The organism is Tardiphaga sp. 862_B3_N4_1 (assembly GCF_051811085.1).
GTDB lineage: Bacteria > Pseudomonadota > Alphaproteobacteria > Rhizobiales > Xanthobacteraceae > Tardiphaga > Tardiphaga robiniae.
This window is the reverse complement of record NZ_JBPWQB010000001.1, coordinates 3,025,505-3,050,381: the sequence shown is the minus strand read 5'-3', so window position 1 is coordinate 3,050,381 and position 24,877 is coordinate 3,025,505. Positions and strand designations below refer to the sequence as shown.

The following is a 24,877-nucleotide window of genomic DNA, read 5'->3' as shown; positions in this document are numbered from 1 at the left end:
AATTGAAGATTCTGGATCTGACGTTCTTCTGAACATTCACCCTTCCATAGCGGAAGGGATCATAGGTGGATCATGATATCGAGGCGGGATTTCCTGCAAGCGACGGCGGCTGCGTCTGCGCTGACGATCGGAAGCGGCCTTGGTCCGCTCGGTCGGGCTGCGGCACAGCAGCGCCTGACACAGGCCGATATTCTGCGGTTCGATCCGCTGGGCACGGTGACGATCCTCTATGTTGCCGATACACACGCGCAGCTGATGCCGCTGCACTTCCGCGAGCCGTCGGTGAATCTCGGCGTCGGCGAAGTGAAAGGCATGCCGCCACATCTCACGGATGCCGAGTTTCGCAACTACTTCAAGATTGCAGCCGGTTCCGCCGATGCCTTCGCGCTGACCGCCGATGACTTCGTTGCGCTTGCGAAGAACTATGGCCGCATGGGCGGCATGGACCGTATCGCGACATTGATCGGCGCCGTGCGCGCCGAGCGCGGCGACGACAAGGTGCTGCTGCTGGATGGTGGCGATAGCTGGCAGGGCAGCTGGACGTCACTGCAGACCAAGGCGCAGGACATGGTCGATGTGATGTCGGCGCTGAAGCTCGACGCCATGGTCGGGCACTGGGAATTCACCTATGGCGCCGAGCGCGTCAAGCAGATCGCCGATAGCGCGCCTTTCGCTTTCCTCGCGCAGAACATTCGCGACAACGAATGGCAGGAGCCGGTGTTCGAGGCGCGCAAGATGTTCGAGCGCGGCGGCGCCACCATTGCCGTGATCGGTCAGGCATTGCCGCGCACGGCCGTCGCCAATCCGCGCTGGATGTTTCCGAACTGGGAATTCGGCATTCGCGAAGAGGACATCCAGAAGCAGGTGGATGAAGCCCGCGCTGTCGGTGCGTCCATTGTGGTGCTGCTGTCGCATAACGGCTTCGATGTCGACCGCAAGCTGGCCGGCCGCGTGAAGGGGCTCGATGTCATCCTGACGGCGCACACCCATGACGCGATGCCAGGCCTGATCAAGGTCGGCAATACGGTGCTCGTCGCCACCGGCTCGCACGGCAAGTTCGTGTCGCGTCTCGATATCGAGGTGAAGGACAAGAAAGTTGCGGATATCCGCTTCAAGCTGATGCCGGTCTTCTCCGATGCCATCAAACCCGATCCGGCAATGACCGCGCTGGTGGAAAAGGTGAGGGCACCTTTCGCGGGGGATCTGGCGCGCGAGATCGGCAAGACGGATTCGCTGCTGTATCGCCGCGGCAATTTCAACGGCACTTTCGACGATCTGATCTGCAACGCGATGATGTCCGAGCGCGATGCGGAGATCGTGCTGTCGCCCGGCTTCCGCTGGGGCGGCACGCTGATCCCCGGTGATGCGATCACCTGGGAGCAGATCACCAACGCCACCGCGATCACCTATCCGAACTGTTATCGCAACCAGATGACCGGCACGCAGATCAAGGAAGTGCTGGAGGACGTTGCCGACAATATCTTCCACCCCGATCCTTATTTCCAGGGCGGTGGCGACATGGTGCGCATGGGCGGCATGGGCTACGCGATCGATATTTCCAAACCGATGGGTTCGCGCATTTCCGGGATGACTCATCTGAAGTCCGGCAAGCCGATCGAAGCCAGCAAGACCTACACGGTCTCGGGCTGGGCCAGCATCAATGAGAACACCCAGGGGCCGCCGATCTGGGACGTGGTCGCGGCGCATGTCGCGAAGGTGTCGACCGTGAAGATCGAACCCAACACCGCCGTCAAGGTGACCGGTTCCTGATCGCAGGCCCCTGCATTGCAGAGATACGAAAGCTGGTCGCATGACTGATCGAACCTCAACCGAAACGCTCAATCGCCGTCGCTTTCTCGGCGCAGCGGGTCTGGCCGGTGCAGCACTTTCGGCGATTCCGGCGCTCGCAGGTGAGACGGCAAAATCCGAAGCACTCATTACGGATGTGCAGGACTGGCAGCGCTATCTCGGCGATGGCGTCGATAAACATCCTTACGGCGTGCCCTCGAAGTTCGAGAAGAACGTGATCCGGCGCGATGTTCCGTGGCTCACCGCGTCGGCGGAGTCCTCGGTCAATTTCACGCCACTGCACGACCTCGACGGCATCATCACGCCGTCCGGCCTGTGCTTCGAGCGGCATCACGGCGGTGTGGCCGAGATCAATCCGGCGGATCACCGGCTGATGATCAACGGGCTGGTCGACAAGCCGCTGGTGTTCACCATGGACGACATCAAGCGGATGCCGCGCGTTAACAAGGTGTACTTCCTCGAATGCGCGGCCAATTCCGGCATGGAATGGCGCGGCAGTCAGCTCAATGGCTGTCAGTTCACGCACGGCATGATCCACAACGTGATGTATACCGGCGTGCCGCTGAAAGTGTTGCTGGATGAGGCCGGGCTGAAGCCGAATGCCAAGTGGCTGATGCTGGAGGGTGCAGACTCTGCCGGCATGAACCGCTCGCTGCCGATCGAGAAGGCGCTGAACGATGTCATGATCGCTTTCGCGATGAACGGCGAGGCGCTACGTCCCGAGCAGGGCTATCCGCTACGCGCCGTCATTCCCGGCTGGGAAGGCAATCTGTGGGTCAAGTGGTTGCGCCGCATCGAGGCTGGCGATCAGCCGTGGCAGACCCGCGAGGAGACGTCGAAATATACGGATCTGCTGGCCGATGGAAATTCCCGCAAGCATACATTCGTGATGGATGCGAAATCGGTGGTGACCAATCCGTCGCCGCAGGCGCCATTGAAGCACAAGGGCCGCAATGTGCTGAGCGGGCTCGCGTGGTCCGGGCGCGGCACCGTGAAGCGCGTTGATGTTTCGATGGATGGCGGCCGCAACTGGCAGACTGCGCGCATCGACGGCCCGGTCTTCGACAAATCCGTCGTGCGCTTCTACGTGGATTTCGACTGGACCGGACAGGAGCTGATGATCCAGTCCCGCGCCATCGACTCCACCGGCTATGTGCAGCCGTCGAAGGACGATCTGCGCAAGGTGCGCGGCGTCAATTCGATCTACCATAATAACGGCATTCAGACCTGGCTGGTGCGTTCGGGCGGGGAGACTGAAAATGTCGAAATCGGCTAATGCCCTGACACTAATGCTGGCGGCATGTCTGCTCGGCGGCACGAGTGCGCCAAGCGCTGCCCAGCAGATGGCGGGCCGCGACGCTACCAAGCCCGCCGCGAAGCTCGGGCTGGGGCGGGCGGCCACGGCTGAAGAAATCGCCGCGTGGGACACCGACGTGCGGCCGGACGGGCGCGGTCTTCCGGTGGGCAAGGGCACCGTGAAGCAGGGCGACGATTTGTTTCAGGAAAAGTGCGCGTCCTGTCACGGCGAATTCGGACAGGGCGTCGGTCGATGGCCGGTGCTTGCCGGCGGCGCCGGGACGTTGAAGGCGGACCGGCCGGACAAGACTGTCGGCTCGTTCTGGCCCGATCTGTCCACCGTGTTCGACTACATCAAGCGCGCGATGCCCTATGGTAATGCGCAGTCGCTGACCAATGACGAGGTCTATGCGCTGACGGCTTACATCCTCAGCATGAACGATATCGTCAAGGACGAGACATTCGAACTCAACGAGAAGAATTTTACGTCGATCAAGATGCCGAATGCTGCGGCATTTTTCGAGGACGACCGCGAGACGTCCGAGAAGCAGTTCTGGAACAAGAACCCGTGCATGAAGGATTGCCGGCCGGCACCGAAGGTGATCGGGCGGGCCATGGCAATCGACGTCACGCCTGACAGCAAGTCCGGCCCCAAGGTCGAATAGTGCGACGGCGACGCGCGTTGTTGCCATCGCTTGCCCGCCATGACAATCACCACAATCGAGGTTTGACCAGGATGACGTTCCGCTTTTCGCTGCTCGCTTTGTCACTCGCACTGATAACAACCGATGCCATGGCGCAGGATGTTGCAGCGGGGGAGAAGTCCTTCAACAAGTGCCGCGCCTGTCATCAGGTCGGCGAGACCGCGAAGAACACCGTGGGGCCGATCCTGAACGGGTTGTTCGGGCGCAAATCCGGCACTGTCGCGGGCTACAATTATTCCGACGCCAACAGGAATTCCGGCCTGACCTGGGATGAGCAGGTGTTCACCGACTACATCAAGGACCCGAAGGGCAAGATCCCCGGCACCAAGATGAGCTTTGCCGGCATCAAGAACGAGCAGGAGATCAAGGATCTCACCGCGTTCCTGAAGCAGTTCGCGGCGGACGGCAAGAAGGGCGGCTAAAGCGCTGTCGCTTCTTACGCGGCCCTGATGCTCGCCAGGAAGCGGTCGACTTCGTTGCGCAGCACTTCCGATTGCGATGCGAGTTTTGTTGCCGAGCCCAGCACCTCCTGCGCCGCAGAGCCGGTCGTGGAGATGCCCGACGTCACGCTGGAGATGTTGCGAGACACGTCGTCGGTACGCGCCGCTGCTTGATTGACATTGCGGGCAATCTCCTGTGTTGCAGCACCCTGTTCTTCAATAGCTGCGGCAATAGCCGACGAGATTTTGTCGACCTCGTCGATGGTGGCGCAGACCGCCTGGATCTCCTCCACCGCGGCGTTGGTCTCGCCCTGGATTGACGCGATCTGGGCGCGGATTTCCTCGGTGGCCTTGGCGGTCTGGGTCGCCAGCGATTTGACTTCACCCGCCACGACCGCAAATCCCTTGCCAGCCTCGCCGGCGCGCGCCGACTCGATGGTGGCATTCAGCGCCAGGAGATTGGTCTGGCTGGCGATGTGATTGATCAAGGCGACGACCTCGCCGATCTTCTGGGCCGCTGCGGCCAGACTCTGCATGCGCGCATTGGAGCGCCGTCCGCTGTCGGCGGCCTTTCCGACCGCAGCGGAAGATTGCGCCAGTTGCCGGTTGATCTCGCCGATCGAGGACGACAGCTCTTCCGACGCTGCAGCGACGGTCTGCACATTGTCGGTCGCCGACAATGACGCATCGGAAACTTCGTTGGACTGGATTCGGCACTGTTCGACCACTGACGACATCGACTGCGCCGTGTTCTGCATGTCTGCCGCAGCCGATGAGACGTGGTCGACGACCTTGCGGACATTGCCCTCGAAGCTGTCGGCGAGCGAGGCGAAGATCGCACGTTTTTCCTGCTCGGCGCGTGCAGCGCTCGCATCCTGGTCGGCCTGAAAGTGACTGACCCGGATTGCGTTCTGCTTGAAGACCTCGACCGCCTGCGCCATCTGGCCGACTTCGTCCTTGCCGCGATGTTGCGGCAGGGCGACCGACAGATTTCCTTCGGCGAGTTCGCGCATCGCCTGCGTGATGGCAAGAATTGGTCGCGAAATGCCGCGGGCAATCAGAAGGCCCCCGGCGGCAGCTAGCACCAGACAGATCGCTGCGATACTGGCGGCCAGCAGACGCGCGTGCGCGATGGACGCCGCATATTCGCTGTTGTCCATGACGATCTCGACGGCGCCGATGGATTGACCGGAGAAGTCCTTGATTGGTCCCAGCAGGGCGACCACGGGTGTCGTCTTCATCTCGCCCTGCCGGACGATGAAACTGCCGTTCGTGGCGTTGCGATAGGCGTCGGCATCGAAGAAACTCGTGCTGCCCAGCGTACCGCCGAAGGTTTTGAAGCCGTCATTCCCTGCGAGATAGAACGCGACGTCGACGCTGCGCGCGCGCTTGAACTCGTCGAAGAAGCCCTGTCCGAACGTCAACCCGAACTCGACAGTGCCGAGATGTTTGCCTTTCTGTGCAACCGGCACGACGCCGCGAATGCCGAGGCCGGCGACGCCGCCTTCCAGGCCGACAACGGGTTTCATTGTCGAATTGGCCACGACCACGGTCTTGCGGAAGCCGGTCAGATCATCGCCGAACTTGGCAGGCTGATGCACCCGGAACTGGGACAATCCCGATGGCGTATGGAACTGAAATTGGTCGACGCCGTAGTCCGACTTGAGCTGGGCGAAGCCCGGTCCGAACAACTGCAACAGCGCGTCACGATCGTTACGTGCGACCGCGTCCTGCACCGCCGGAATGGTTGCTACCACGGCGCTCATGGCCGCCGCCCGGCGGGATTCCTGCATCAATCGCGACTGCAGGGCATCGTAGTTGCTTTGCAGTTCACTGCGATCGGCCCGATCGACGATGCCACCGATGATCCACATGGCCCCGAAAAGCACGGCGAGGGCGGTTGCTGCCGCAGACACTGCAAGTGCTGCTGTAATGCGGGCCTTCAGGCTCAGATTTGCAAGCATGTCTTGTTCCGTCTGGCGGCGTCGCGCCGAACTACTCAACTTCTGACGAATCTTTGATCAACTGTAGATTGAATAGGTTAAAATACAGTCGAGCTGTCAGATGCTTGCAGATTCGTCGCGGCGGCCCGCGCAAAGGGGCCGCTTACGGCGATGGCAACGGCGTTCCACCCTCGCGCAGTCAGACGACGAGCGTGATCGAAAAGGCCAAGCAGCTATAATTTGAACGGTGCCGCTCAGTGCCGCGGTATGCTGGATAATGAATAGAATGCAGGCCACTGGAGGAGGCGCGCTGCCACGTTAGTTTACATCCGCCGCCGCTCTCTTAGTACTGCTGTTGGCACAACTCTTGCTCGCCGCAATAAAGAGATAGGGCAGTAGCGGGAGTGAATCTTGAAAAACGTGTTGACCCAAAGAGCGAGAAATTGGGGTGTGAACATCTGGCGCGAAATCAGGGATTCCTTGAAACACGCGCCAATGCACTAGAGCCTTTTCGGTTCTGATCGAAGCAGAACCGAGTTCGCTCGAAAACGCTCTAGCCGGATGCCGACCGGGCACCGCATGTCATCCGGACCGATTTTTTCGGCCGGTTTTCTTCAATTGATCGGCTTGCATATTTTTACCGGGCGACGTACGGCGCCGCTTCCGGGCTTTTCACCTACGGCAAGAGCAACCTCTGAACCATACTGAAATCCGTCGAACCGCATAGGTTCTTTTGATTTCTGCAATGAGGCAGGTCTCTCTAAGGTTCAATTTGCGGGTGCGCTGCATCGATGCGTAGCTGCATGCGCCCTGTTGGCGAAGGGATGAGCATCTGGGATCATCCGACGTCACTCGTTCGTTGGTGTTTTCTCCCGGGTCGGTCTTGCCTCTCAAGAATACCCGATTGCCCTCCAGACAGATGAAAGCGCGACCATGACGTCTCCAGTTGTCTATTTCCTCAATGGTCCCAATGCTAATCTTTATGGGCTGGACAAAAGCGGCACCTATGGCCGCGAAAGTTTCGTCTCGATCAAGAAGCGCTGCGAGGACCATGCAGTTTCGCTCGGCTTGACGGTCGACTTCCGCCAATCCAACCACGAGGGCGTCCTGGTTGACTGGATTCAGGAGGCGAGGGAGAGGGCCGAGGGGATCGTCATCAATGCCGCCGGTCTCACTTACTCGTCGGTACCGATCCTCGATGCGTTGCTCGCTTTCGAGGGGCCGATAATCGAGGCGCATATGAGTAATATCTGGAAGCGAGAGCCGTTTCGCCATCACTCCTATGTGTCGCGTGCTGCAACGGGAGTCATCGCCGGGCTCGGCGCGCTCGGCTACGAACTGGCGCTGACTGCCGTATCGCGCCTGATCGCCGAAAAGGCCGCGCAATGACGTCGGAGGTGATGGCATTCTACAGCGTCCTCGATGACTTCAAAACGTGGCGTGCGGCGCTGGCCGCGGAGGGGATCGATCTTCGTCAGGCTGACGATATCGCTGACCTCGCCAGCGTGCGGCAGGCACTTGTCTGGAAGCCGCCGCATGGCTTCTTTGCGCGCTTTCCCAATCTCGGGCTCGTCGTCAATCTCGGCGCCGGCGTTGACGCGCTGGTCGGGCGTGACGACCTGCCGGAGGTTCCGATCACGCGCCTGTCCGATCCGAAAATGGCGCGGATGATGGCTGGCTACGTGTTGTTCGCGGTGATGCGGCACGCACGGGACATCCCCGCGTTCGAGCGGGCGCAGCGTGAGCACCGCTGGCACTATATTCATCCACGCGATCCAGAGACCATCACGGTCGGCGTACTCGGCCTCGGCGAACTCGGACTGACAGCGGCGCTCGAATGCGCCCGGCAAGGCTATCGCGTGCGCGGCTGGTCCAACACGCTGAAGTCGGTGGAGGGCATCGAGACATCGGCCGGCCTGTCCGCGTTGCCGGATATCCTGGGCGATAGCGACATTCTCGTCTGCATGCTGCCGCAGACGCCACAGACGCGCGGGCTGCTGAACATCGAGCGCCTGGCGCAGATGAAGCGTGGCGCGGTCTTCATCAATGTCTCGCGCGGCAGCATCGTCGATGAGCCGGCGCTGATCGAGGCGCTGCGTTCGGGCCATATCGCGGAGGCCACGCTGGATGTGTTTGCCTCCGAGCCACTGTCGCCCGAAAGTCCGCTCTGGGCGATGGACAATGTTCTGATCACGCCGCATCTCGCATCGGTGGCGCTGCCGGGTTCCGCGGCACAGCAGATCGGCGAGAATGTACGCCGGCTGCGGTCCGGGCAGGAGCTGCTAAGCCGCGTCGATCCGCGCCGGGGCTATTGAGCCCGGCGCGAATTGGCCGCCAACAGCAAAGGCGTCGCGCGCGTAGTCGGCGAATGTCTGTACCGCCGGCCGCAGTGCGTGGCGTTTCAGACGCAGCGCCATCACATGCGTTGGCGGCAGTTTTTCGGTGATCGGCACCACGGCGACTCGGCTGCCATCATAGCCGATGGTGGTGCGCGGCACGGCATTGTGGATCGAGTATCCCTGGCCATTTCCGATCAGTCCGCGGATCAGCTCGAATGATCGGGTCCGGAAGGAAATGCGCGGCTCGATACCGGATGCTGTAAACAGGCTGGCGAAGTAGTCGCGCGAATGCGGCAGGTCCAGCAGGATGAACGGCTCGTCGCGCATTTCGGTCAGGCTGATCGACGACCGGTTTGCCAGAGGGTGATCCGCCGACAGCACGATATAGGGCGGCAGCTCGCAGAATTTCTCACCGACGATCTCGTCAGGGACGGCAAAGGAATAGGACAGCGCGAGTTCGGTCCGTCCAGAGACCAGCCCATCGATGATCTCCTGCTGGTCGCCTTCCTCAAGTTTTACCGAGATGCCCGGCTGCCGTTCGCGAAAGCCGGACAGCAGCCCCGGCATGAAGCGTGTGGCGAGGGTCGAGAAGCTGCCGACCACGATCTCGCCGTGCAGGGTGCAGCCAAGCGACTGGGCGCCCTGGGCAAAATCGCGCGCATGCGCGAGCAGCAGCCGCGCGTCGTTCACCAGCCGCTGGCCGGCGGGGGAGAGCGTCACGCCTTTGGCGAGATGGCGAACGAAGATCTGGACGCCGAGTTCGGCTTCCAGCTGGCTGACGGCGGCCGAAATCGAGGGCTGCGACACGTTCAAGCGCTTGGCCGCCTCCGTTACGCTCCCCGCATCGGCTGTCTCAACCACGTAACGCAGGGCCCGGAGTGAAAACCTCATCGCGTTTTCCTATGCAACTCCAAAGATAAAAATATTTTCTTTATGATAGGCCCTTCGGCACCCTGTCGTCCAGTCGAACAGGAGCCGATCAATGATCCGCACGGGTGAAGAATACAAACAGGGCATTCGCGATGGTCGCGAGGTCTGGATCGATGGCGAGCGCGTCAAGGACGTGACCACGCACCCGGCGCTGAAGCCGATCATCGACGTCAAGGCCCGGATGTATGACATGGCGCGTGAAGAGCGTTACGCCGCCGACCTTACTTACGTTGAAGACAACGAGACACATTCGGTCTTCTACAAGCCGCCGACGGAGCAGAAGGACTGGCACGACAAGATCAAGGCCGTCGATCACGTGATGAAGGATATCGGCGGCGTGGTCACCCGCGTCGGCGACGAGACCATCGGCGAGATGTGGTCGCTCACCGACGGGCGCGACGTGCTGGCCGAGATCGATCCGCGCTTCGCCGCCAATATCGATCATCACATCCGTGCCGTGATCGAGAAGGACATCTTCCACGTCTCGGCCAATACCGATCCGAAGGGCGACCGCTCGCTGCCGCCGCAGCAGCAGGATCCCGACCTGATGGTGCACGTCACCCGCGAGACCGATGCCGGTATCATCATTCGCGGCGCGAAATACGAGACCGCTGCGGCCTATGCCGATCAGGCCTATCTGAAGCCGACTGTCGGCGCCTGGGCCAATGAAAAACTCTCAGACTACGCGGTGGGTTGCATCGTCAAGATGGGTGCGCCGGGCGTCAAGCACATCTGCCGCGGTGGCTTCGCCAATCGCAGCAGCGCCAACGCCAAGGATTATCCGCTCGCCAATCGCTTCGATGAGGTCGAGGCGCTGGTGGTGTTCGACGACGTGCTGATCCCGTGGGAAGACGTGTTCTTCTATCGCCATACCCGCGCTGCACAGTTCGTGCGTTCGACGCTGCATCGCTATTCGGCATTCCCTTATGTACTGCGTCTGCTCTACACCGCCGACATGATGATCGGCGCGGCGATGTGGAACGCCAAGCAGACCGGTCTCGACAAGCTGCAGTCGGTGCGCGAGAAGCTGGCCGATCTCGTTTGCTACCGCGAAGGCATCAATGCGCATCTCACCGCCTCGATCGCCATGGCGGAGAAGAGCCCGGGCGGCCTTTTGATGCCGCAGCAGTCGATGCTCTATGCCGGCCGCGTGTTCGCCTGTTCGCAGCTTCCGGCGATGATGCACATCGCGCGCGAACTGTGCGGCGGCCAGATCTGCATCACCCCTAATGCCGATGCATTCGAGGCTGAGGGATCAGGCAAGTGGCTCAACAAGTTCTATTCGCTGAATGACCAGTGGCAGGCCGACGATCGCCGCAAGCTGCTCGCTTTTGCGCGCGACCTGCTCAATTCAGACTATGCCGGTCATCGCCTGACCTTCGTGCAGTTCGCGCAGGCACCGCACTTCAATCATCTGGCGGCGGTCTATAACAGCTTCGACTTTGCCGGGCCGCTGGATTTCGTGAAGAAGTCGGCCGGGCTGTCCGACCGTATCGACGGGGTGAAGTCATGAGCGCTGCGGCGCATCCCTTGGTCGAGGTCGATATCTTCCGCGACGCCATGCGGATGACGGCCTCGGGCGTGGCAGTGGTGACAACGGATGGCGAGGCGGGCCGCGCGGGCGTCACGGTGTCGTCGTTGTGCTCACTGTCGATGGAGCCGCCATCGGTTGTGTTCAGCGTTCACCGCGACAATCGCCATCTCGAAAAGCTGCTGGCCAATGGCGTGTTCGTCGCCAACATTCTGTCTGATACGCAGGAGCGTGTTGCCAACAGCTTCGCCGGGTTGATCCCTGAACTGCGCGACAACCGTTTTCTTGCCGGTGACTGGTCGGAACTGCTGACCGGCGCGCCTGCGCTCGATGGCGCGCTGTGCAATTTCGACTGCCGCGTCGCCAGCGTGTTCGATTTCGGCTCGCATCGCATCGTCGCGGGCGAGGTGCTGAACGTTCGCAACCAAGCTGCGCTGCCCTTGATCTTTTCCGATCGCACATTTCGTCGTCTCGCCGCCTGAGGATCTGCTCCATGACCACCCATCAGCGTTTTCGCAAGTTCAACACCAAAGAAGCCTATCCCGAGCAGTCGCTCGACAACGATGTCTGCATGGTCGTTCGCGCCAACAACACCGTTTATGTGCGCGGCCAGACGGCGATGGATCTCGACGGCAAGATCGTCGGTATCGGCGATGCCGCTGCGCAGACCGAGAATGCCATGACATGCGCCAAGGTGCTGCTTGAAGAGGCAGGCTCCAAGCTTGAGGACGTGGTGAAGATCGTCATCTACATCACCGATCGCGCCTATCGCGAGCCGGTCTATCGCGTCGTCGGCAAATGGCTGAAGGGCGTCTATCCGGTTTCGACGGGGATTATCGTTCAGGGCCTCGCCAAGCCTGAATACTTGATGGAAATCGACATCATCGCGGAAATTCCGGCGTAACGACGCGTTTTTCGCCGGCACTACAGAGATCAATCGGACGTTTGCGGCTTCATCCTTCGCATGATCGATGAGTGCGGTTGCACGCGGCTGTTCGGCGGAAATTCCTGAGATTTATCAATCGTCTGGCACGATGTTTGCTTTTCTTTCTACGTCATAATCCTTGTGAGGTTTCGAGATGAAGCGCGCCTTGAAGTTTACTGCATTGATGTTGCTGTCGACGCTCGCGATTGGCGGGCAGGCATCCGCCCAGGAGAAGCTGGTAGTCAGCACCTGGGGTGGAAGTTTCCGCGATCTGATCGATGAAGCGATCGCCAAGAAGTTCACTGCCGAGACCGGCGTGAAGGTCGAATACATCACCGGCGGCACGATCGATCGCCTCAATCAGGCCAAGCTCGCCGCTGCCAAGCCCGAGAGCGACGTTACCTTCACGACGGCCCATGTCGGCTGGCTCTATGCCAACGACAATCTGTTCGAAAAGCTCGACATGGCGAAGATTCCGAACGCGAGCCATCTGGTTGAGCAGGCCAAGATCAGCCCGTATCACATCGGCGCCTGGGCCTATGTCTACACCATCGGCTATCTGCCTGATCAGTTGCCCAAGGGCGTCAGCTTCGAGAGCTGGGAAGGTCTGTGGAATCCCGCGCTCAAGGGCATGATCTCATCGCCCGATTTCGATCCGAGTCATGTGATGGTGGTCGCAGCCAAGCTGTCCGGTGGCGATGCATCGAATTGGGAAGTCGGCGAAGCCAAGATGAAGGCGCTGAAGCCGAACTACAAGGCGTTCTACACCAATGACGCCAACAGTCAGCAGCTCTTCGCCACCGGCGAAACTCCGGTGCAGGTCGTGCTGTCGATGAATGCCTATTACATGCAGGCCCAGGGCGTGCCGATCAAGCTGGCGATTCCGAAGGAAGGCGCCGTACTCGGCGTCGATACCATGGGCATCACCAAGGGCTCGACCAAGGCGGAGCTGGCCTACAAGTTCATCAACACCGCACTCGATCCGGACGTGCAGGCGAAGATCGCCGAACTGAAGAAGGGCAGCCCAGTGGTGGACAACGCCAAGGTCAAGCCCGAGATCGCAGCACTGCCGGGCGTGTTCACGACCGCGGATCAGTGGGCGAAGCAGACGCTGGTGATCGACGCCAAGCTGCGTGCCGAGAAGACCGGTACCTGGCGCAAGTGGTTCACCGAGAACATCATGGCTCCGTAAAGGAGCTCAGATCGCGATCCGGTTGCTACCGCCGGGTCGCGATCCATGACGTCACGTTCGCCCACCTCGAGTTTGTCCATGAACACACGTCCATTTCTGGGATGGTTCGTCTCGCCGGCCGGCCTCGTCGCCGTGGGCTTGATCGCGGCGATGCTGGCTGTGTTTCAGTACAGCGTGCGGGCCTATATTCCCGGTACGCTCGAAGTCGGCGGATTCACCTGGGCGAATTTCGAAGCCATGCTGCGGCCGCTTTACGCCCTGGCGTTCTGGAACACGGTGCTGATCTGTTTTGAAACGGCGGTGTTCACGTTGCTTCTTGCCTATCCGCTAGCCTATGCGTTGACGCGCACCAACAGCTCCGCGCTACGCTCCTTCATCCTGATCGTGTCGGTCACTCCGCTGTTTCTCGGCGAGGTGGTGCGGACCTATTCCTGGATGATCGTGCTCGGCAATAACGGCTTCCTGAACACGCTGCTGCTCAAGCTCGGCCTTGTGGATCGTCCGTTGAAGATGATGTTTACCGCCGGCGGCGTGATTGCGGCACTGGTGCATGTGACCATGCCGATCATGGTCATCATGCTGGCCGCGGCGCTGTCGCATATCGATCGCAATTACGAGAAGGCGGCCGAAAGTCTTGGCGCGGGTCCGATCCGCATCTTCATGACCATCACGCTGCCGCTGTCGATGCCCGGCATCGTTGCCGGCTTCTCGACCGCCTTTGCCTGGACCTTCAGTGCCTTTGCGACGCCGCAGCTGATCGGCGGTGGCCGCGTCGCCACGGTGTCGACGCTGATCTATCAGCTTGGCTTCTCGTCGTTCAATTTCCCCTTTGCCGCCAGCCTCTCCATCATCGGCCTCGCATTGTCGTTGGCTGTGATCGCGCTGCTGAAGAAAGCCGCGAGCCCGCTCGAACGTATGGCGGGCACCACATGAAGCGCTCACCTGCAACCCTCGCGCTGCGCTGGTCGGGCCGCGTCCTCGTCGCCGTCATTCTCCTCTTCGTGCTGCTGCCTGGCGTCGTGGTGGCAATTTCGGCCTTCAACGATCGTGCGATCCTGCAATTTCCGCCGCAGTCCTGGTCGCTGCGCTGGTTCTACCGCGCTTTCTCCTATGCCGATTTCGCGAAGGGATTCTGGAATGGCCTGACCGTGACGGTCTGGGCATCCAGCATCGCGGTGATGGTGGGATCGGCCTTTGCCTTTGCCATTCATCGCTATAAATTCGCGCTCAGGGATTTCCTTGAAGGCATTCTGCTGTCTCCGCTGATCATCCCGCATTACACCGTCGGTCTTGGCATTCTCATCCTCGCCTCGCAGACGGGCATTGGACGCGGCTTTCCGCTCGTCATCTTCGCCCATGTGGTGATGGTGTTGCCCTTCGTGATGCGCAGCACTTACATCTCGCTGGAAAATCTCGACACGCGCCTGGAGCTGGCCGCGTCCAGTCTCGGTGCCACGCCGCTGCGGATCCTGTTCACGGTGACGATCCCGCTGCTGATTCCGGGCTTGCTCAGCGGCTGGCTGTTCGCGGCGATCCTGTCCTTCAACGAATTCACGGCGACTTTGTTCGTCAGCAGCCAGGCCACGCAGACGCTACCGGTCGCCATGTATAACTACGTCCGCGAATTCGCGGACCCCACGCTGGCCGCGCTGTCGGTCATCTACATCGTCGTGACCGCAACCTTGCTCACGATCGCCAATTCCTTCCTGGGCCTCGGGAAAATCCTGAATGTTGATGCGCACTGATCCAATGACGGCACACACGCCAGCCGCGGCGAGCGACAAGATCCGTCCGGCGGTGCAGCTCGACGCCGTCACCAAGCGCTTCGGCGATTCCATGGCGCTGCATGAGGCCTGGCTGAAGATCCGGCCGAGCGAGTTCATGACCTTGCTGGGCCCATCCGGCTGCGGAAAGACGACGCTGCTCAATCTGGTTGCCGGCTTCCTCGAAGCCGATAATGGCGAGATCTTCATCGACGGCGATCTGGTCACCGAAACGCCCGCGCATATGCGCGAGATCGGCATCGTGTTCCAGAACTACGCGCTGTTCCCGCATATGAGCGTCGCCAAGAACGTGGCTTACGGATTGAAGACCCGTGGCGTCGAAAAGAAGGAGATCGCGCGCCGCGTCGACGAGGCGCTGGCGCTGGTCAAGCTGTCAGGCTTTGCCGACCGCAAGCCCAAACAGCTGTCAGGCGGTCAGCAGCAGCGCGTCGCGCTTGCGCGGGCCCTGGTGATCAAGCCGAAGGTGCTGTTGCTCGACGAGCCGTTCTCGGCGCTCGACAAGAATCTGCGCGGCTCGATGCAGGTCGAGCTCAAGCAGATCCAGCGCGAGCTCGGCGTCACCACGATCTTCGTGACGCATGATCAGGGTGAGGCGCTGTCGATGTCGGATCGTATCGCGGTGATGTCGGCCGGGCGCATCCGCCAGATCGCGGCACCCGACGATATCTATCGCCGTCCGGCCGATCGCTTCGTCGCGTCCTTTGTCGGTGATGCCAATATCCTCAACGGGCGCCTTGTCGAGAAGCGCGGCGATGTCGCGGTCGTTTCGGTCGGCGACATCAGCGCCGACGTTCCTGCGGCGCCGATTGCCGCGCTTTCGATCGGCGATGCCGTGGATGTCTTCGTGCGGCCGGAGCATCTCGCCGTCACGTCGCGCGGCGCTTCGGGATCGCTGCCCGGCACCGTGACGACGCAGGTGTTTCAAGGCGGTCATGTCGATCTCTATATCGACGCGCCCGGCAGTGCGGGCGAGCGCATCCTGCTGCGTTCGCCGGGCATTGCGGCGCTGTCGTCCTGTCCGGTCGGAGCCGAGATCGGATTGACCATCGGCTCCGACGATATCGTGGCGTTTCCGCCGGGTGAGGCGGCGTGAGGCGGTCGCGTCTAGAACGACGGCGCAGCGCCCGGATTCATCGCGCGCGCGACATAGTCCTTCTGCTGCGGCCGGTAGCGCTCCCACAGCGCGCGGAGTTCACCGATCGGAGCGTCGTGCCAGTCGACACGCAGGTCGACCACCGGCCAGTCAAACATGTGGGCGACATGCAGGCCCGCCGCATGTTCGTCGTCGGTCTCGCCGCCGGCATCGAGGCCGGCTTCCAGCGCCGACAGCAATCGCTCCGCCAGCGGCTGTCCGGCCGTAGCTTCGAACTTTGCGATCATCACGCTCGGGACTTTTTCATCGACCAGCAGATTGCCCATCGCGAGACAACCATTGCCCTGCGCAATGCCAACGATCGGCAGCGCCTGCGCGCCGGAATGCCACGCCACCTGGCCGTAGCGATCGATCACACCGACCTGCCGCCATGCGGGCTGCGGCGTGCCGAGCGTGAGATTGTTGAGGACGGCACCCGCGCCGAGGCCCTGACGCAGCAGTGCAAGGCCGGTCGGGCCGAGCGACGGATCAGTGACATTCTGCGACACCACGAGGCCGAGCGGTCCCACCCAGGCGCAGCGCGCCGGCACGCCAATGCTCGACGACGTAATGGCAATGCCGAACGCGCCGGTCTCCGGACAGCGTGCCGAGATGGAATAGGTCATCGTGATGCTCCTGCAATCGTAAAAGTATTGGTAGTATAGATGATCGAGAAAATAGCTCAAATACTTTGCGAGCTAATCAGTATCGAAAGTATAAGTGCGAATTCGAATCTCGATATCATCGCGTATATCGAGCGGATACTTGCGTCGTCGGGCGTGTCTTCGCGCCGCGTGCCGTCGCCTGATGGCTGCAAGGCGTCGTTGCTCGCGACTATCGGTCCCGTGGATCGTCCCGGTGTGGTCCTGTCGGCGCATACGGATGTGGTGCCGGTGGAGGGGCAGGCCTGGACCGTGCCGCCATTCGCCGGCGTGATCCGCGATGAGCGCGTCTATGGTCGCGGCGCGACCGACATGAAGGGCTTTCTCGCCGTCGTTCTCGCAAGCGTGCCGCGGTTGAAGGACGCGGCAACTGCCGCGCCCGTGCATCTTGCGTTTTCCTATGACGAGGAAGTCGGATGCCGCGGTGCCCCCGATCTCGTGTGTGCGCTCATGCAGTCCGTCGTGCCACCGGTGCTCGCCATCGTGGGTGAGCCCACCACGATGCGCGTCGTTCGCGCGCACAAGGGCAAGGTCGCGCGTCGCCTGACGGTCACCGGTCGCACCGGTCATTCGGCGATGCCGCATCGTGCGGCCAATGCGGTCGATGCGGGCGTTGCGATCGCGCATGCGCTGCGTGGCTTCGCTGATGAGGAAGTCGCGCGCGGCGGCGATGCGGCATTCGATCCGCCATACACGACCATTCACGTTGGCTCGCTGCATGGCGGCAGCATGGTCAATCTGGTGCCGGAACGGGCCGTGCTGGAATACGAGATCCGCACCATGCCAGGCCGTGACGCGGGCGAGATTCTTGCGCGGGTCGATGAGGTGGTCGCGCGCGAGCGTGATCGGCTGCGCGCCAGTGCGCCGGAGGCTGACATCGTCTCCGAGGAACTGTCGGCCTATCCCGGGCTCGATACTGCTGCCGATGCCTCCATGACGCGTCTGGTCGCAGAAATGGCAGGCGATACGCAACCCGCAACCACAGTCGCCTTCGGCACTGAGGCCGGCCTCTACGCAGAGGCGGGGATCCCGACGCTGGTCTGCGGACCCGGCGATATGGCGCGCGGGCACAAAGCCGACGAGTGGATCGGCTTCGACGAACTCGCAGCCGCAAACGTGATGATGGACAGGCTGGCGGATTTGCTGCGTCGGCCGAGTGAAGAGTGGATACGCGTATCATGAAGAACGAAGCGTCGACGATCATGTCGACCATGCAGGCGATCATCGCGACGCAAGCAGGCGGTCCTGACGTTCTGACGCAAGTCGAACGATCGGTGCCTGTGCCTGGCCCGGGCGAAGTGCTGATCGAGGTCGCCGCGGCCGGCGTCAATCGCCCGGACCTGATGCAGCGAAGCGGTGCCGTGCCGCTGCCGCCGGGTGTCACTGACGTGCTCGGGCTCGAAGTCGCTGGCCGCGTGGTCGGCGGCGACGCCGCGTTGCAGGGGCAGGCGGTGATGGCCCTGGTGAAGGGCGGCGGTTACGCGCGCTATTGCATCGCCAAGGCATCGCATTGTCTTGCGGTGCCCGAGGGGCTGACGATGGAGCAGGCGGCGGCATTGCCCGAAGCACTCTTCACCGTCTGGCACAATCTGTTCGAACGCGGCCGGTTGTCGAAGAGCGAGACCGTGCTGGTGCATGGCGGTGCCAGTGGTATCGGCACTATTGCGATCCGCTTGGCCATCGCGCGCGGCGCGACGGCCATCGCGACCGTGGGCAGCGATGCAAAGAAGAAGGCGGTGGAAGCGCTTGGCGCCATCGCCATCAACTATCGTACCGACGACTTTGTTGTCGCAGCGCGCGACGCCACCGCGGGGCGCGGTGTCGATGTCGTGCTCGATATCGTCGGCGGCTCTTATGTGGCGCGCAATCTCGATGCGCTGGCGCCGGGCGGACGGCATGTCAGCCTGTCCTTCATGGAAGGCGGCGTGGTGCCGATCGATCTCGGTCTGGTGATGCGGAAGGGGCTGTATCTGACGTCGTCGACGCTGCGGCCGAAGTCAGACGAGGAGAAGACCGCAGTCGCTGCCGCGCTCCGTGCCGAGGTGCTGTCGCTGGTCGCATCCGGCGTAGTGAGGCCGTTGATCTGGCGCCAGTTGCCTCTCGGAGATGCAGCGCAAGCTCACCGCATTCTGGAAGCCAATGAAAACATCGGCAAAGTGCTGCTGCTGCCAGCCGGCGCCGCCGCATGAGCGGCTATGTCGAGCACAAAGGCCGCATATCGATACAGGAGCAGTCCCATGGCGACGACTAAACCCTCTCTCAAGCTGACACATGAAGGCGCGCTCAAAGCGCTGGCGGGTGCCGTCGCCAAGGCAGAAGAGTTGGGCGTGGCGCAGAACATCACGATCGTCGACGACGGCGGCAATCTGCTGGCGTTCGTCCGGATGGACGGCGCCAAATTGCTGTCGCGGGAAACATCGATGTCCAAGGCCATTACGGCCGCGTCGCATCGGCAGCCGACATCGCGGCTCAATCCCGCCGACGAGATCAAGTTGGCCATCGCAGGCGGCGGCCACCTCACCAATCTCGAAGGCGGACTGCCCATCGTGATTGCAGGCCAGTGCGTCGGCGCGGTCGGCGTTGGATCGGGCACCGGCGCGCAGGATGTCGAAGTCGCGCGTGCCGCGCTGGCAGCCATCGACGCGGAGGATCAGAAGCCATGAGCAACAAGATCGAACTGTTTTATGCGCCGACATCGCCTTATGTGCGCAAGGTGATGGCCTGCGCCATCGAACTGGGGTTGGCCGATCGCATCGTGCGGCTCCCGAGTGCGGCGCATCCGCTCAAGCGGGACGCGCGGATCGCAAGTTTCAATCCGCTGGCCAAGGTGCCGGCGGCGAAGCTGGCGGATGGCACGCTGCTGTTCGACAGCCGGGTGATCTGCGAATATCTCGACGACCTCGGACACGGTTCGCTGTTTCCGCGCGGCGCGGAGCGCTGGCGGGTGCTCACCGAACAGGCGCTCGGAGACGGCCTGCTCGATGCGGCGCTGCTGACGCGCTATGAGAATACCTGCCGTAGCGACGAGATCAGATCGGTGGAATGGATCGATGGTCAGATGATCAAGATCGCCGCGGCGCTGGATGAGATGGAAAAGACCGTTGCCGTGTTCGGCGCGCGCATCAGCATCGGCAGCCTCACCATCGCCTGTGCGCTCGGCTATCTGGATTTCCGTTTCGCATCATTCGACTGGCGCAGATCGCGCCCGGCGCTGGCCGACTGGTTCGCTGCCGTGTCGGAGCGGCCGTCACTGCGAGATACGTTTCCAGCCGAGAGGTAATTTGGTCGTCAGCTTTCAGCCTCGACCCAGTTCAGCGTCATCCGCATCGCATGGCTGTGCCGGGCTTCGATCAACCACTGTTCTTCGCGATAGCAGATCGAGCGCAGCAGGCTCTCGATGGCGAAGGAGGCGAAGAACCGCGGCGTAATTTGCTCGACCTCGATGGGGCCGAGCGGAAAAGCGACGATCGACGCCGCCTTGAGGTGGCTGTCGTTGGGACGAGGTTCTGAGGCGCGCAGCAGATTGAGCGTCTCTATGGCAATGGTTTTCTGACCGGGCATCGGGGCATTCTGCCGAAAAACCTTACGCTGCCAGCCAGTGCTTAATTTTTCGTGGAACCGGGTGTCGCGCGGCTCAGGCGGCCAGATGGAAGTCCGAAATCTGCACGCGATTTCGGCCTGCCGCCTTGGCTTGGTAGAGCGCCGCATCGGCCCGGCTAAGCAATGCCTGCAGCGTTTCAGGCTCGGCTGACCGGATCGCGATTCCCACGCTGACCGTGGCGTGGATAACACCGGCGGAAGTCGGGAACGTCTTTGTCTCCAGCGTTGATCGGATGCGCTCGGCGACAGCGGCCGCTGCTTTTGGGCTCGACGCGGATAGGACAATGCAGAATTCCTCGCCGCCCAGACGCGCGGCAACATCTTCGGCGCGAATGTTCGAGAAGATCACTTCAGCAAAGGCCCGCAGCACGCGGTCGCCGGCGGCGTGGCCGAACTGATCGTTGATCGTTTTGAAGTGATCGAGATCCATCACCAGAATTGCAGTGTTGGATGCTGTCTCCGTTACCTTTTCGCCAAACAGCGCGCGCCGATTGAGCAGGCCGGTCAAAGGATCGGTCATGGCATCGGATTTATGCCGGTTCGACGTCCGGATCTGGTTGATTGTCAGTGACAGTGCACCGATCCCGGTCAGACCGACGATCACCATCAGTGAATTGAACTGTTCTGCCCAATTCATCGGTCGATCGGTCAGCACGAATTGTCCGGTACGCAAGAGTTCGGCACCGCAAGCCACGAACGATGCGGCCGTGACGAGATAAAGCAACGCATTTGCGACCATCAGCAGCGGTGCTTCGGCGCGCGCGTGCCAATATTGCGCAGCCGAGAGCGCAACGAGAAGGCCCGTGCCAAAATTCGCGGCCATCGTGCCGGTGCCGGTGTAACCAAGCGCAAAGCCGATGATCATCGGAACGAGCCCTGCAGTGGTGACGAGGGCGGCGCGGATCCAATGGGCCTGGTTCGAGCAGAATTGCGTGGTGCCCGCATAGATCACCCCGAAGCCGACAAGCAGCAATATGAATGCAGCGAGCTGTAGCCTCGAATCATATTGTTCGAAGCCTGCATAGATGATGACGGCAACGACCGTGGTCGCGAGACCGATCGACCAAGTCAGCAGATAGGTCTCGGATCGCGCGACGAGCCAGGTGGCGAGCAATGTGAGCGCGAGCGCCGCGCTCGAGAGTCCGATCGCTGCGAAGATGGAGGACTGATCTAGCAACATGATGTCCGAACGCGGTGTAATTTATTTGATGCGCAATAAGCAGCACCCACTTACCACCGATCGCGGTCGGGGCCACCCATTTTGTATGGTGAGCAAAGCGTTACCAGACCGATGGAAGGGATGTCCGGAGATCGTCGTAAGACCGTTTTTTGCAACGATTTGTGCCGGAACGAGACGCAGCGACCGGCGTTTTCCTGAAGGGCGTTACAGAGGTTTGAACATGAAAAAGATCCTGGCGACGGCGGCAGCTGCACTGATGATCGCGAGTTTCACGGCGACGGCGGCGTCGGCGAAGAAAGTCCATCGCGGCTACAAGGCGCACCACGGATATTACGGGACCTATGGCCAGATGCGAGGGCCGGCGATTTTTCGTGGTAATGCCGCGATGAGCGGCAATCATGGCAATTCTGCCTATGGCAGCAACTCGCTCGGCCATATCAAGGGCGGCAATATCGGGGGTGGCAAGTAGCGCGGCATTACATTGGGGAAGGCGAGATCGATCGTTTCAATGCGACCGATCTGGTTAACGTCTTTCTGATGGGTTGGTGGTAATTGGCTATACCGCAACTTACAGTTCAGGTTTGTCATGCTCCCGGATGGCCGTTATTCGGCGTGGTTTCGTATTCCCGAAAAGGAAGGCATGGGGATTATCACGCTCGCTGATGGTCGATTGTCGGGCGGCGATACGGTGATCGCCTATAGCGGTTCCTATATCCAGAACGGCGATGCTTTCACGGCGACGATTGCGACCCGCCGGCATGCGGACGGCCAGCCAACGATCTTCGGCATCGACGAGGTCGAGATTGATCTGGTCGGGACATCCAAGACCACGACGGCGTCCTGCAGAGGTGTCGTCAAGCAACGCCCTGGCGTGCCGTTTGAGGTCGTGCTGGTGCGCATGGAAGGCTAGCCTCCGGTCTATTCGCGCAACTCGTATTGATGTCGCAACAGCTGAACCATGTCCTGGACCCGCTGGCGCCAGGCACGCGCGTCAGGCACCGCGCCGGCGGCCGGCGTGATGCGCAACATGGCGTTCCATGGGCGCGTGCCATAGACGACCACCTCGAAGCCGGCTGTCGGACAGCCATCGATACCCCTTAGCGCGCGCAGGATCACATCCGCGATTTCCGACCGGCCAAGCGTGCGGGTGCTCTCGACCGCAAGTTGCGGCTCCAGCGATGCCGCTGGATTCTCCTCTGCGACGACCGGATCGAAACCGTCTCTGGTGTCCGCGTCTGGCTCAGGCGTGATCGGTTCGGGATCGCCTGGCCTCCTCATGAGTCGTTCGACCAGACCGAGCAGGCCTCGATCGCGTTCGGGCGTCTCTTTCACATCAACGGTCCAATATCAGCGGCGACACGTGATTTCACATCCTCCGCGGGGTGTTGTCGATGGGCTTCGCGGTCATTGCGGTGCACAAATGCGCTGCGGGTTGGCTTTGTCGCAAAAGTTTCATCCGCGGCCTATAGTGGGGCGTCACGCATTCCCCTCAGACTTCTATGCGCCGGCCTTAAAGCCTGCGTCAGGATGGAGACGATCGCCGTGAAACCGTTCCGCTTGGTATTTGCTCTGTCCGCGCTGGCGCTCGCCGCCCTATCGCAGCCCGCCCGTGCTGCGGATGTCATCTGCTACAACTGTCCGCCGGAATGGGCCGACTGGGCGTCGATGATCAAGGCCGTGAAGACCGACCTCAGCATCGAGATGCCGCATGACAACAAGAATTCCGGCCAGGCGCTGGCGCAGATCCTCGCCGAGAAGGCCAATCCGGTCGGCGATATCGGCTATTTTGGCGTCACTTTCGGTATGAAGGCCAAGGCGCAGGATGCACTCGAACCCTACAAGCCTGCCGGCTGGGATCAGGTCGATGCCGGCCTGAAGGATTCCGAAGGCTACTGGACCACGATCCATTCCGGCACGCTCGGCTTCTTCGTCAACAAGGATGCCCTCGCTGGCAAGCCGGTGCCGAAGTGCTGGAAGGATCTCGCCAAGCCCGACTACAAGGGCATGGTCGGCTATCTCGATCCGACGTCTGCCGCCGTCGGCTATGTCGGCGCTGTTGCGGTCAATCTCGCCCTCGGCGGCACCGACCAGAATTTCGATCCGGCCATCGCCTTCTTCAAGGAGCTGAAGAAGAACGACGCGATCGTGCCGAAGCAGACATCCTATGCCCGCGTCGTCTCCGGCGAGATGCCGATCCTGCTGGATTATGATTTCAATGCCTATCGCGCCAAGTATTCCGAGAAGGGCAGTTTCGAATTCGTCATTCCCTGCGAAGGCTCGGTCGTGTTCCCCTATGTGGTCGGTCTCGTGAAGAACGCGCCGCACAAGGACAAGGCCAAGAAGGTCATGGATTATCTCCTGTCCGACAAGGGCCAGGCGATCTGGACCAACGCCTACCTCCGTCCGGCCCGCAAGATCGACCTGCCGGAAGCCGTGAAGGCCAAGTTCCTGCCGGACAGCGAATATGCCCGCGCCAAGAGCGTGGACTGGGGCAAGATGGAGCTGGCGCAGAAAGGCTTCAGCGACCGCTATCTCGCCGAAGTCCGTTGATGCACAATGGTGCCCCGGCGGGGGCAGGGGCACCATAATTTCATGTCGCATCGTAATTTCATCTGGATCTGCCTGCTGCCGCTCGTGGTGGTGACAGCAGCCTTCTTCCTCTTGCCGATGGCGCAATTGCTCGCCGTCGGTGCCGGTGGATCGCGCGGCGTGTCCGCCTATCTCGCGATCATTACAGAACCGCGCTATCGTGCCACGCTGATCAATACGGTCGTACTCGCTGCGGCGACGACCATCGCCACGCTGGTGATTGCCACCATCGCGGGCCTGTTTCTGCAGCGGCATCGCTTCCCCGGCCGCGCCGTGCTGATCGCGATGCTGACATTTCCGCTGGCATTTCCCGGCGTCGTGGTCGGCTTTCTCATCATTCTCCTTGCAGGACGTCAGGGCCTGATCGGCGCCATCACCGCCGCGGTGACGGGCGAGAAAGTCGTATTCGCTTATTCGATCTTCGGTCTGTTTCTCGGCTATCTCTATTTCTCGATTCCGCGCGTGATCCTCACGGTGATGGCCGCGGTGCAGAAGCTCGATATCGGATTGGAGGAGGCAGCGCGTTCGCTCGGTGCGAGCCCGTGGGCGGTCCAGCGCGACGTGGTACTGCCGGCGCTCGGGCCGGCTTTCGTAGCCTCGGGCGCGATTGCCTTCGCGACGGCGATGGGGGCGTTCGGGACAGCCTTCACGCTTGCGACCAACATCGATGTGCTGCCAATGCTGATCTATACCGAGTTCACATTGGCGGCGAATTTTGCGATCTCGGCGGCGCTGTCGATCGGACTCGGCGTGATCGCCTGGGCAATCCTCGCGCTGGCCCGCTCAATGAGCGGCGGCGCTGTCGCGGCGGCGGGGTAAGC

The 24,877-nt window shown here is 61.5% G+C and carries 27 protein-coding genes; 21 read left to right on the top strand and 6 right to left on the bottom strand.

The window, feature by feature from the left end:
* The first annotated feature begins 72 nt into the window (after window positions 1–72).
* The 4 genes from soxB (at window position 73) to AB8B02_RS14505 (ending at window position 4,231) form a co-directional block, all read left to right on the top strand.
* Window positions 73–1,770, top strand: coding sequence for a thiosulfohydrolase SoxB (soxB, locus tag AB8B02_RS14520; RefSeq protein WP_439064259.1), 1,698 nt, complete (start codon window positions 73–75; stop codon window positions 1,768–1,770).
* Between the two features lie 40 nt (window positions 1,771–1,810).
* Window positions 1,811–3,085, top strand: coding sequence for a sulfite dehydrogenase (soxC, locus tag AB8B02_RS14515; protein ID WP_320444727.1), 1,275 nt, complete (start codon window positions 1,811–1,813; stop codon window positions 3,083–3,085).
* Window positions 3,069–3,770 (top strand): c-type cytochrome, encoded by a 702-nt coding sequence (locus AB8B02_RS14510; protein ID WP_439064258.1) that lies wholly within the window; start codon window positions 3,069–3,071, stop codon window positions 3,768–3,770. Before soxC ends, AB8B02_RS14510 begins: the two co-directional genes overlap by 17 nt.
* A gap of 71 nt (window positions 3,771–3,841) precedes the next feature.
* On the top strand, window positions 3,842–4,231 hold the full coding sequence (locus AB8B02_RS14505) for a c-type cytochrome (protein ID WP_184517989.1): 390 nt from the start codon (window positions 3,842–3,844) through the stop codon (window positions 4,229–4,231).
* 14 nt (window positions 4,232–4,245) lie between these two features.
* Here the strand turns inward: AB8B02_RS14505 and AB8B02_RS14500 are convergent, their stop codons facing one another.
* Window positions 4,246–6,213: a cache domain-containing protein gene (locus AB8B02_RS14500; RefSeq protein ID WP_439064257.1), complete on the bottom strand. Its 1,968-nt coding sequence runs from the start codon at window positions 6,211–6,213 to the stop codon at window positions 4,246–4,248.
* Between the two features lie 912 nt (window positions 6,214–7,125).
* Between AB8B02_RS14500 and AB8B02_RS14495 the strand changes: the two genes are divergently transcribed.
* Both AB8B02_RS14495 and AB8B02_RS14490 read left to right on the top strand, forming a co-directional pair.
* On the top strand, window positions 7,126–7,581 hold the full coding sequence (locus tag AB8B02_RS14495) for a type II 3-dehydroquinate dehydratase (RefSeq protein ID WP_439064256.1): 456 nt from the start codon (window positions 7,126–7,128) through the stop codon (window positions 7,579–7,581).
* Window positions 7,582–7,592: 11 nt separating this feature from the next.
* Window positions 7,593–8,507, top strand: a complete 915-nt coding sequence (locus tag AB8B02_RS14490; RefSeq protein ID WP_439064255.1) for a 2-hydroxyacid dehydrogenase — start codon at window positions 7,593–7,595, stop codon at window positions 8,505–8,507.
* On the opposite strand, the gene AB8B02_RS14485 is transcribed toward AB8B02_RS14490, so the two are convergent.
* A complete protein-coding gene (locus AB8B02_RS14485; RefSeq protein WP_439064254.1) occupies window positions 8,475–9,422 on the bottom strand; it encodes a LysR family transcriptional regulator in 948 nt (315 codons plus the stop codon). The genes AB8B02_RS14490 and AB8B02_RS14485 overlap by 33 nt on opposite strands.
* A gap of 91 nt (window positions 9,423–9,513) precedes the next feature.
* On the opposite strand from AB8B02_RS14485, the gene AB8B02_RS14480 reads away from it, so the two are divergent.
* The 7 genes from AB8B02_RS14480 to AB8B02_RS14450 all read left to right on the top strand — a co-directional run bounded on the left by AB8B02_RS14480 (window position 9,514) and on the right by AB8B02_RS14450 (window position 15,986).
* Window positions 9,514–10,974, top strand: a complete 1,461-nt coding sequence (locus tag AB8B02_RS14480; protein WP_089264772.1) for a 4-hydroxyphenylacetate 3-hydroxylase family protein — start codon at window positions 9,514–9,516, stop codon at window positions 10,972–10,974.
* Window positions 10,971–11,474 (top strand): flavin reductase family protein, encoded by a 504-nt coding sequence (locus AB8B02_RS14475; protein ID WP_093762112.1) that lies wholly within the window; start codon window positions 10,971–10,973, stop codon window positions 11,472–11,474. Before AB8B02_RS14480 ends, AB8B02_RS14475 begins: the two co-directional genes overlap by 4 nt.
* A gap of 11 nt (window positions 11,475–11,485) precedes the next feature.
* Window positions 11,486–11,896: a RidA family protein gene (locus tag AB8B02_RS14470; protein WP_089264770.1), complete on the top strand. Its 411-nt coding sequence runs from the start codon at window positions 11,486–11,488 to the stop codon at window positions 11,894–11,896.
* Between the two features lie 175 nt (window positions 11,897–12,071).
* A complete protein-coding gene (locus AB8B02_RS14465) occupies window positions 12,072–13,109 on the top strand; it encodes an ABC transporter substrate-binding protein (protein WP_439064253.1) in 1,038 nt (345 codons plus the stop codon).
* 78 nt (window positions 13,110–13,187) lie between these two features.
* Window positions 13,188–14,042: an ABC transporter permease gene (locus AB8B02_RS14460; RefSeq protein WP_439064252.1), complete on the top strand. Its 855-nt coding sequence runs from the start codon at window positions 13,188–13,190 to the stop codon at window positions 14,040–14,042.
* Entirely contained in the window at window positions 14,039–14,854 is an 816-nt protein-coding gene (locus AB8B02_RS14455) for an ABC transporter permease (protein WP_439064251.1), read from the top strand. The genes AB8B02_RS14460 and AB8B02_RS14455 overlap by 4 nt, the downstream gene beginning before the upstream one ends.
* A complete protein-coding gene (locus AB8B02_RS14450; protein ID WP_439064250.1) occupies window positions 14,838–15,986 on the top strand; it encodes an ABC transporter ATP-binding protein in 1,149 nt (382 codons plus the stop codon). The genes AB8B02_RS14455 and AB8B02_RS14450 overlap by 17 nt, the downstream gene beginning before the upstream one ends.
* A gap of 11 nt (window positions 15,987–15,997) precedes the next feature.
* Here AB8B02_RS14450 and AB8B02_RS14445 read toward each other — a convergent pair whose 3' ends face one another.
* Window positions 15,998–16,651, bottom strand: a complete 654-nt coding sequence (locus tag AB8B02_RS14445) for a DUF1028 domain-containing protein (protein WP_439064249.1) — start codon at window positions 16,649–16,651, stop codon at window positions 15,998–16,000.
* Between the two features lie 39 nt (window positions 16,652–16,690).
* On the opposite strand from AB8B02_RS14445, the gene argE reads away from it, so the two are divergent.
* Genes argE through AB8B02_RS14425 form a run of 4 tightly spaced genes read left to right on the top strand, consistent with a single transcriptional unit; the run spans window position 16,691 to window position 19,967 of the window.
* The gene (gene argE, locus AB8B02_RS14440) at window positions 16,691–17,869 is read left to right on the top strand and encodes an acetylornithine deacetylase (RefSeq protein WP_439064248.1); all 1,179 of its coding nucleotides are present in this window, start codon (window positions 16,691–16,693) and stop codon (window positions 17,867–17,869) included.
* A complete protein-coding gene (locus tag AB8B02_RS14435; RefSeq protein WP_439064247.1) occupies window positions 17,866–18,876 on the top strand; it encodes an NAD(P)H-quinone oxidoreductase in 1,011 nt (336 codons plus the stop codon). The genes argE and AB8B02_RS14435 overlap by 4 nt, the downstream gene beginning before the upstream one ends.
* Window positions 18,877–18,924: 48 nt before the next feature.
* Window positions 18,925–19,350 carry a GlcG/HbpS family heme-binding protein gene (locus AB8B02_RS14430; protein WP_439064246.1) on the top strand — a complete coding sequence of 142 codons (426 nt, stop codon included), beginning with the start codon at window positions 18,925–18,927 and terminating at the stop codon, window positions 19,348–19,350.
* A gap of 8 nt (window positions 19,351–19,358) precedes the next feature.
* The gene (locus tag AB8B02_RS14425) at window positions 19,359–19,967 is read left to right on the top strand and encodes a glutathione S-transferase (protein WP_439064646.1); all 609 of its coding nucleotides are present in this window, start codon (window positions 19,359–19,361) and stop codon (window positions 19,965–19,967) included.
* A gap of 8 nt (window positions 19,968–19,975) precedes the next feature.
* On the opposite strand, the gene AB8B02_RS14420 is transcribed toward AB8B02_RS14425, so the two are convergent.
* Both AB8B02_RS14420 and AB8B02_RS14415 read right to left on the bottom strand, forming a co-directional pair.
* Window positions 19,976–20,248 carry a hypothetical protein gene (locus AB8B02_RS14420; protein WP_089264763.1) on the bottom strand — a complete coding sequence of 91 codons (273 nt, stop codon included), beginning with the start codon at window positions 20,246–20,248 and terminating at the stop codon, window positions 19,976–19,978.
* A gap of 73 nt (window positions 20,249–20,321) precedes the next feature.
* The gene (locus AB8B02_RS14415; RefSeq protein ID WP_184517961.1) at window positions 20,322–21,467 is read right to left on the bottom strand and encodes a GGDEF domain-containing protein; all 1,146 of its coding nucleotides are present in this window, start codon (window positions 21,465–21,467) and stop codon (window positions 20,322–20,324) included.
* A 220-nt stretch (window positions 21,468–21,687) separates the two neighbouring features.
* Here AB8B02_RS14415 and AB8B02_RS14410 point away from each other — a divergent pair, with 220 nt between their 5' ends.
* Window positions 21,688–21,936 carry a hypothetical protein gene (locus AB8B02_RS14410; protein ID WP_184517958.1) on the top strand — a complete coding sequence of 83 codons (249 nt, stop codon included), beginning with the start codon at window positions 21,688–21,690 and terminating at the stop codon, window positions 21,934–21,936.
* Window positions 21,937–22,053: 117 nt separating this feature from the next.
* Window positions 22,054–22,377, top strand: a complete 324-nt coding sequence (locus AB8B02_RS14405) for a GrlR family regulatory protein (protein ID WP_089264760.1) — start codon at window positions 22,054–22,056, stop codon at window positions 22,375–22,377.
* An 8-nt stretch (window positions 22,378–22,385) separates the two neighbouring features.
* On the opposite strand, the gene AB8B02_RS14400 is transcribed toward AB8B02_RS14405, so the two are convergent.
* Entirely contained in the window at window positions 22,386–22,799 is a 414-nt protein-coding gene (locus AB8B02_RS14400) for a hypothetical protein (RefSeq protein ID WP_439064245.1), read from the bottom strand.
* Window positions 22,800–23,009: 210 nt separating this feature from the next.
* Between AB8B02_RS14400 and AB8B02_RS14395 the strand changes: the two genes are divergently transcribed.
* Together AB8B02_RS14395 and AB8B02_RS14390 are read left to right on the top strand one after the other, a co-directional pair.
* Window positions 23,010–24,017 carry an ABC transporter substrate-binding protein gene (locus AB8B02_RS14395; RefSeq protein WP_120293156.1) on the top strand — a complete coding sequence of 336 codons (1,008 nt, stop codon included), beginning with the start codon at window positions 23,010–23,012 and terminating at the stop codon, window positions 24,015–24,017.
* Between the two features lie 42 nt (window positions 24,018–24,059).
* A complete protein-coding gene (locus tag AB8B02_RS14390) occupies window positions 24,060–24,875 on the top strand; it encodes an ABC transporter permease (protein WP_068732044.1) in 816 nt (271 codons plus the stop codon).
* The last annotated feature ends 2 nt before the right edge of the window (window positions 24,876–24,877 follow it).

Excerpts from the sequence above, each read along its gene's own strand:
- soxC (WP_320444727.1), top strand. The coding sequence starts at position 1,811 with ATGACTGATCGAACCTCAACCGAAACGCTCAATCGCCGTCGCTTTCTC.
- AB8B02_RS14445 (WP_439064249.1), bottom strand. The coding sequence starts at position 16,651 with ATGACCTATTCCATCTCGGCACGCTGTCCGGAGACCGGCGCGTTCGGC.
- AB8B02_RS14430 (WP_439064246.1), top strand. The coding sequence starts at position 18,925 with ATGGCGACGACTAAACCCTCTCTCAAGCTGACACATGAAGGCGCGCTC.
- AB8B02_RS14510 (WP_439064258.1), top strand. The coding sequence starts at position 3,069 with ATGTCGAAATCGGCTAATGCCCTGACACTAATGCTGGCGGCATGTCTG.
- AB8B02_RS14495 (WP_439064256.1), top strand. The coding sequence starts at position 7,126 with ATGACGTCTCCAGTTGTCTATTTCCTCAATGGTCCCAATGCTAATCTT.
- AB8B02_RS14450 (WP_439064250.1), top strand. The coding sequence starts at position 14,838 with ATGTTGATGCGCACTGATCCAATGACGGCACACACGCCAGCCGCGGCG.
- AB8B02_RS14410 (WP_184517958.1), top strand. The coding sequence starts at position 21,688 with ATGAAAAAGATCCTGGCGACGGCGGCAGCTGCACTGATGATCGCGAGT.
- AB8B02_RS14460 (WP_439064252.1), top strand. The coding sequence starts at position 13,188 with ATGAACACACGTCCATTTCTGGGATGGTTCGTCTCGCCGGCCGGCCTC.
- AB8B02_RS14485 (WP_439064254.1), bottom strand. The coding sequence starts at position 9,422 with ATGAGGTTTTCACTCCGGGCCCTGCGTTACGTGGTTGAGACAGCCGAT.
- AB8B02_RS14490 (WP_439064255.1), top strand. The coding sequence starts at position 7,593 with ATGGCATTCTACAGCGTCCTCGATGACTTCAAAACGTGGCGTGCGGCG.
- AB8B02_RS14500 (WP_439064257.1), bottom strand. The coding sequence starts at position 6,213 with ATGCTTGCAAATCTGAGCCTGAAGGCCCGCATTACAGCAGCACTTGCA.
- AB8B02_RS14505 (WP_184517989.1), top strand. The coding sequence starts at position 3,842 with ATGACGTTCCGCTTTTCGCTGCTCGCTTTGTCACTCGCACTGATAACA.
- AB8B02_RS14405 (WP_089264760.1), top strand. The coding sequence starts at position 22,054 with ATGCTCCCGGATGGCCGTTATTCGGCGTGGTTTCGTATTCCCGAAAAG.
- AB8B02_RS14465 (WP_439064253.1), top strand. The coding sequence starts at position 12,072 with ATGAAGCGCGCCTTGAAGTTTACTGCATTGATGTTGCTGTCGACGCTC.
- AB8B02_RS14415 (WP_184517961.1), bottom strand. The coding sequence starts at position 21,467 with ATGTTGCTAGATCAGTCCTCCATCTTCGCAGCGATCGGACTCTCGAGC.
- AB8B02_RS14435 (WP_439064247.1), top strand. The coding sequence starts at position 17,866 with ATGAAGAACGAAGCGTCGACGATCATGTCGACCATGCAGGCGATCATC.
- AB8B02_RS14455 (WP_439064251.1), top strand. The coding sequence starts at position 14,039 with ATGAAGCGCTCACCTGCAACCCTCGCGCTGCGCTGGTCGGGCCGCGTC.
- argE (WP_439064248.1), top strand. The coding sequence starts at position 16,691 with ATGATCGAGAAAATAGCTCAAATACTTTGCGAGCTAATCAGTATCGAA.
- AB8B02_RS14475 (WP_093762112.1), top strand. The coding sequence starts at position 10,971 with ATGAGCGCTGCGGCGCATCCCTTGGTCGAGGTCGATATCTTCCGCGAC.
- AB8B02_RS14470 (WP_089264770.1), top strand. The coding sequence starts at position 11,486 with ATGACCACCCATCAGCGTTTTCGCAAGTTCAACACCAAAGAAGCCTAT.
- AB8B02_RS14480 (WP_089264772.1), top strand. The coding sequence starts at position 9,514 with ATGATCCGCACGGGTGAAGAATACAAACAGGGCATTCGCGATGGTCGC.
- AB8B02_RS14390 (WP_068732044.1), top strand. The coding sequence starts at position 24,060 with ATGTCGCATCGTAATTTCATCTGGATCTGCCTGCTGCCGCTCGTGGTG.
- soxB (WP_439064259.1), top strand. The coding sequence starts at position 73 with ATGATATCGAGGCGGGATTTCCTGCAAGCGACGGCGGCTGCGTCTGCG.
- AB8B02_RS14420 (WP_089264763.1), bottom strand. The coding sequence starts at position 20,248 with ATGCCCGGTCAGAAAACCATTGCCATAGAGACGCTCAATCTGCTGCGC.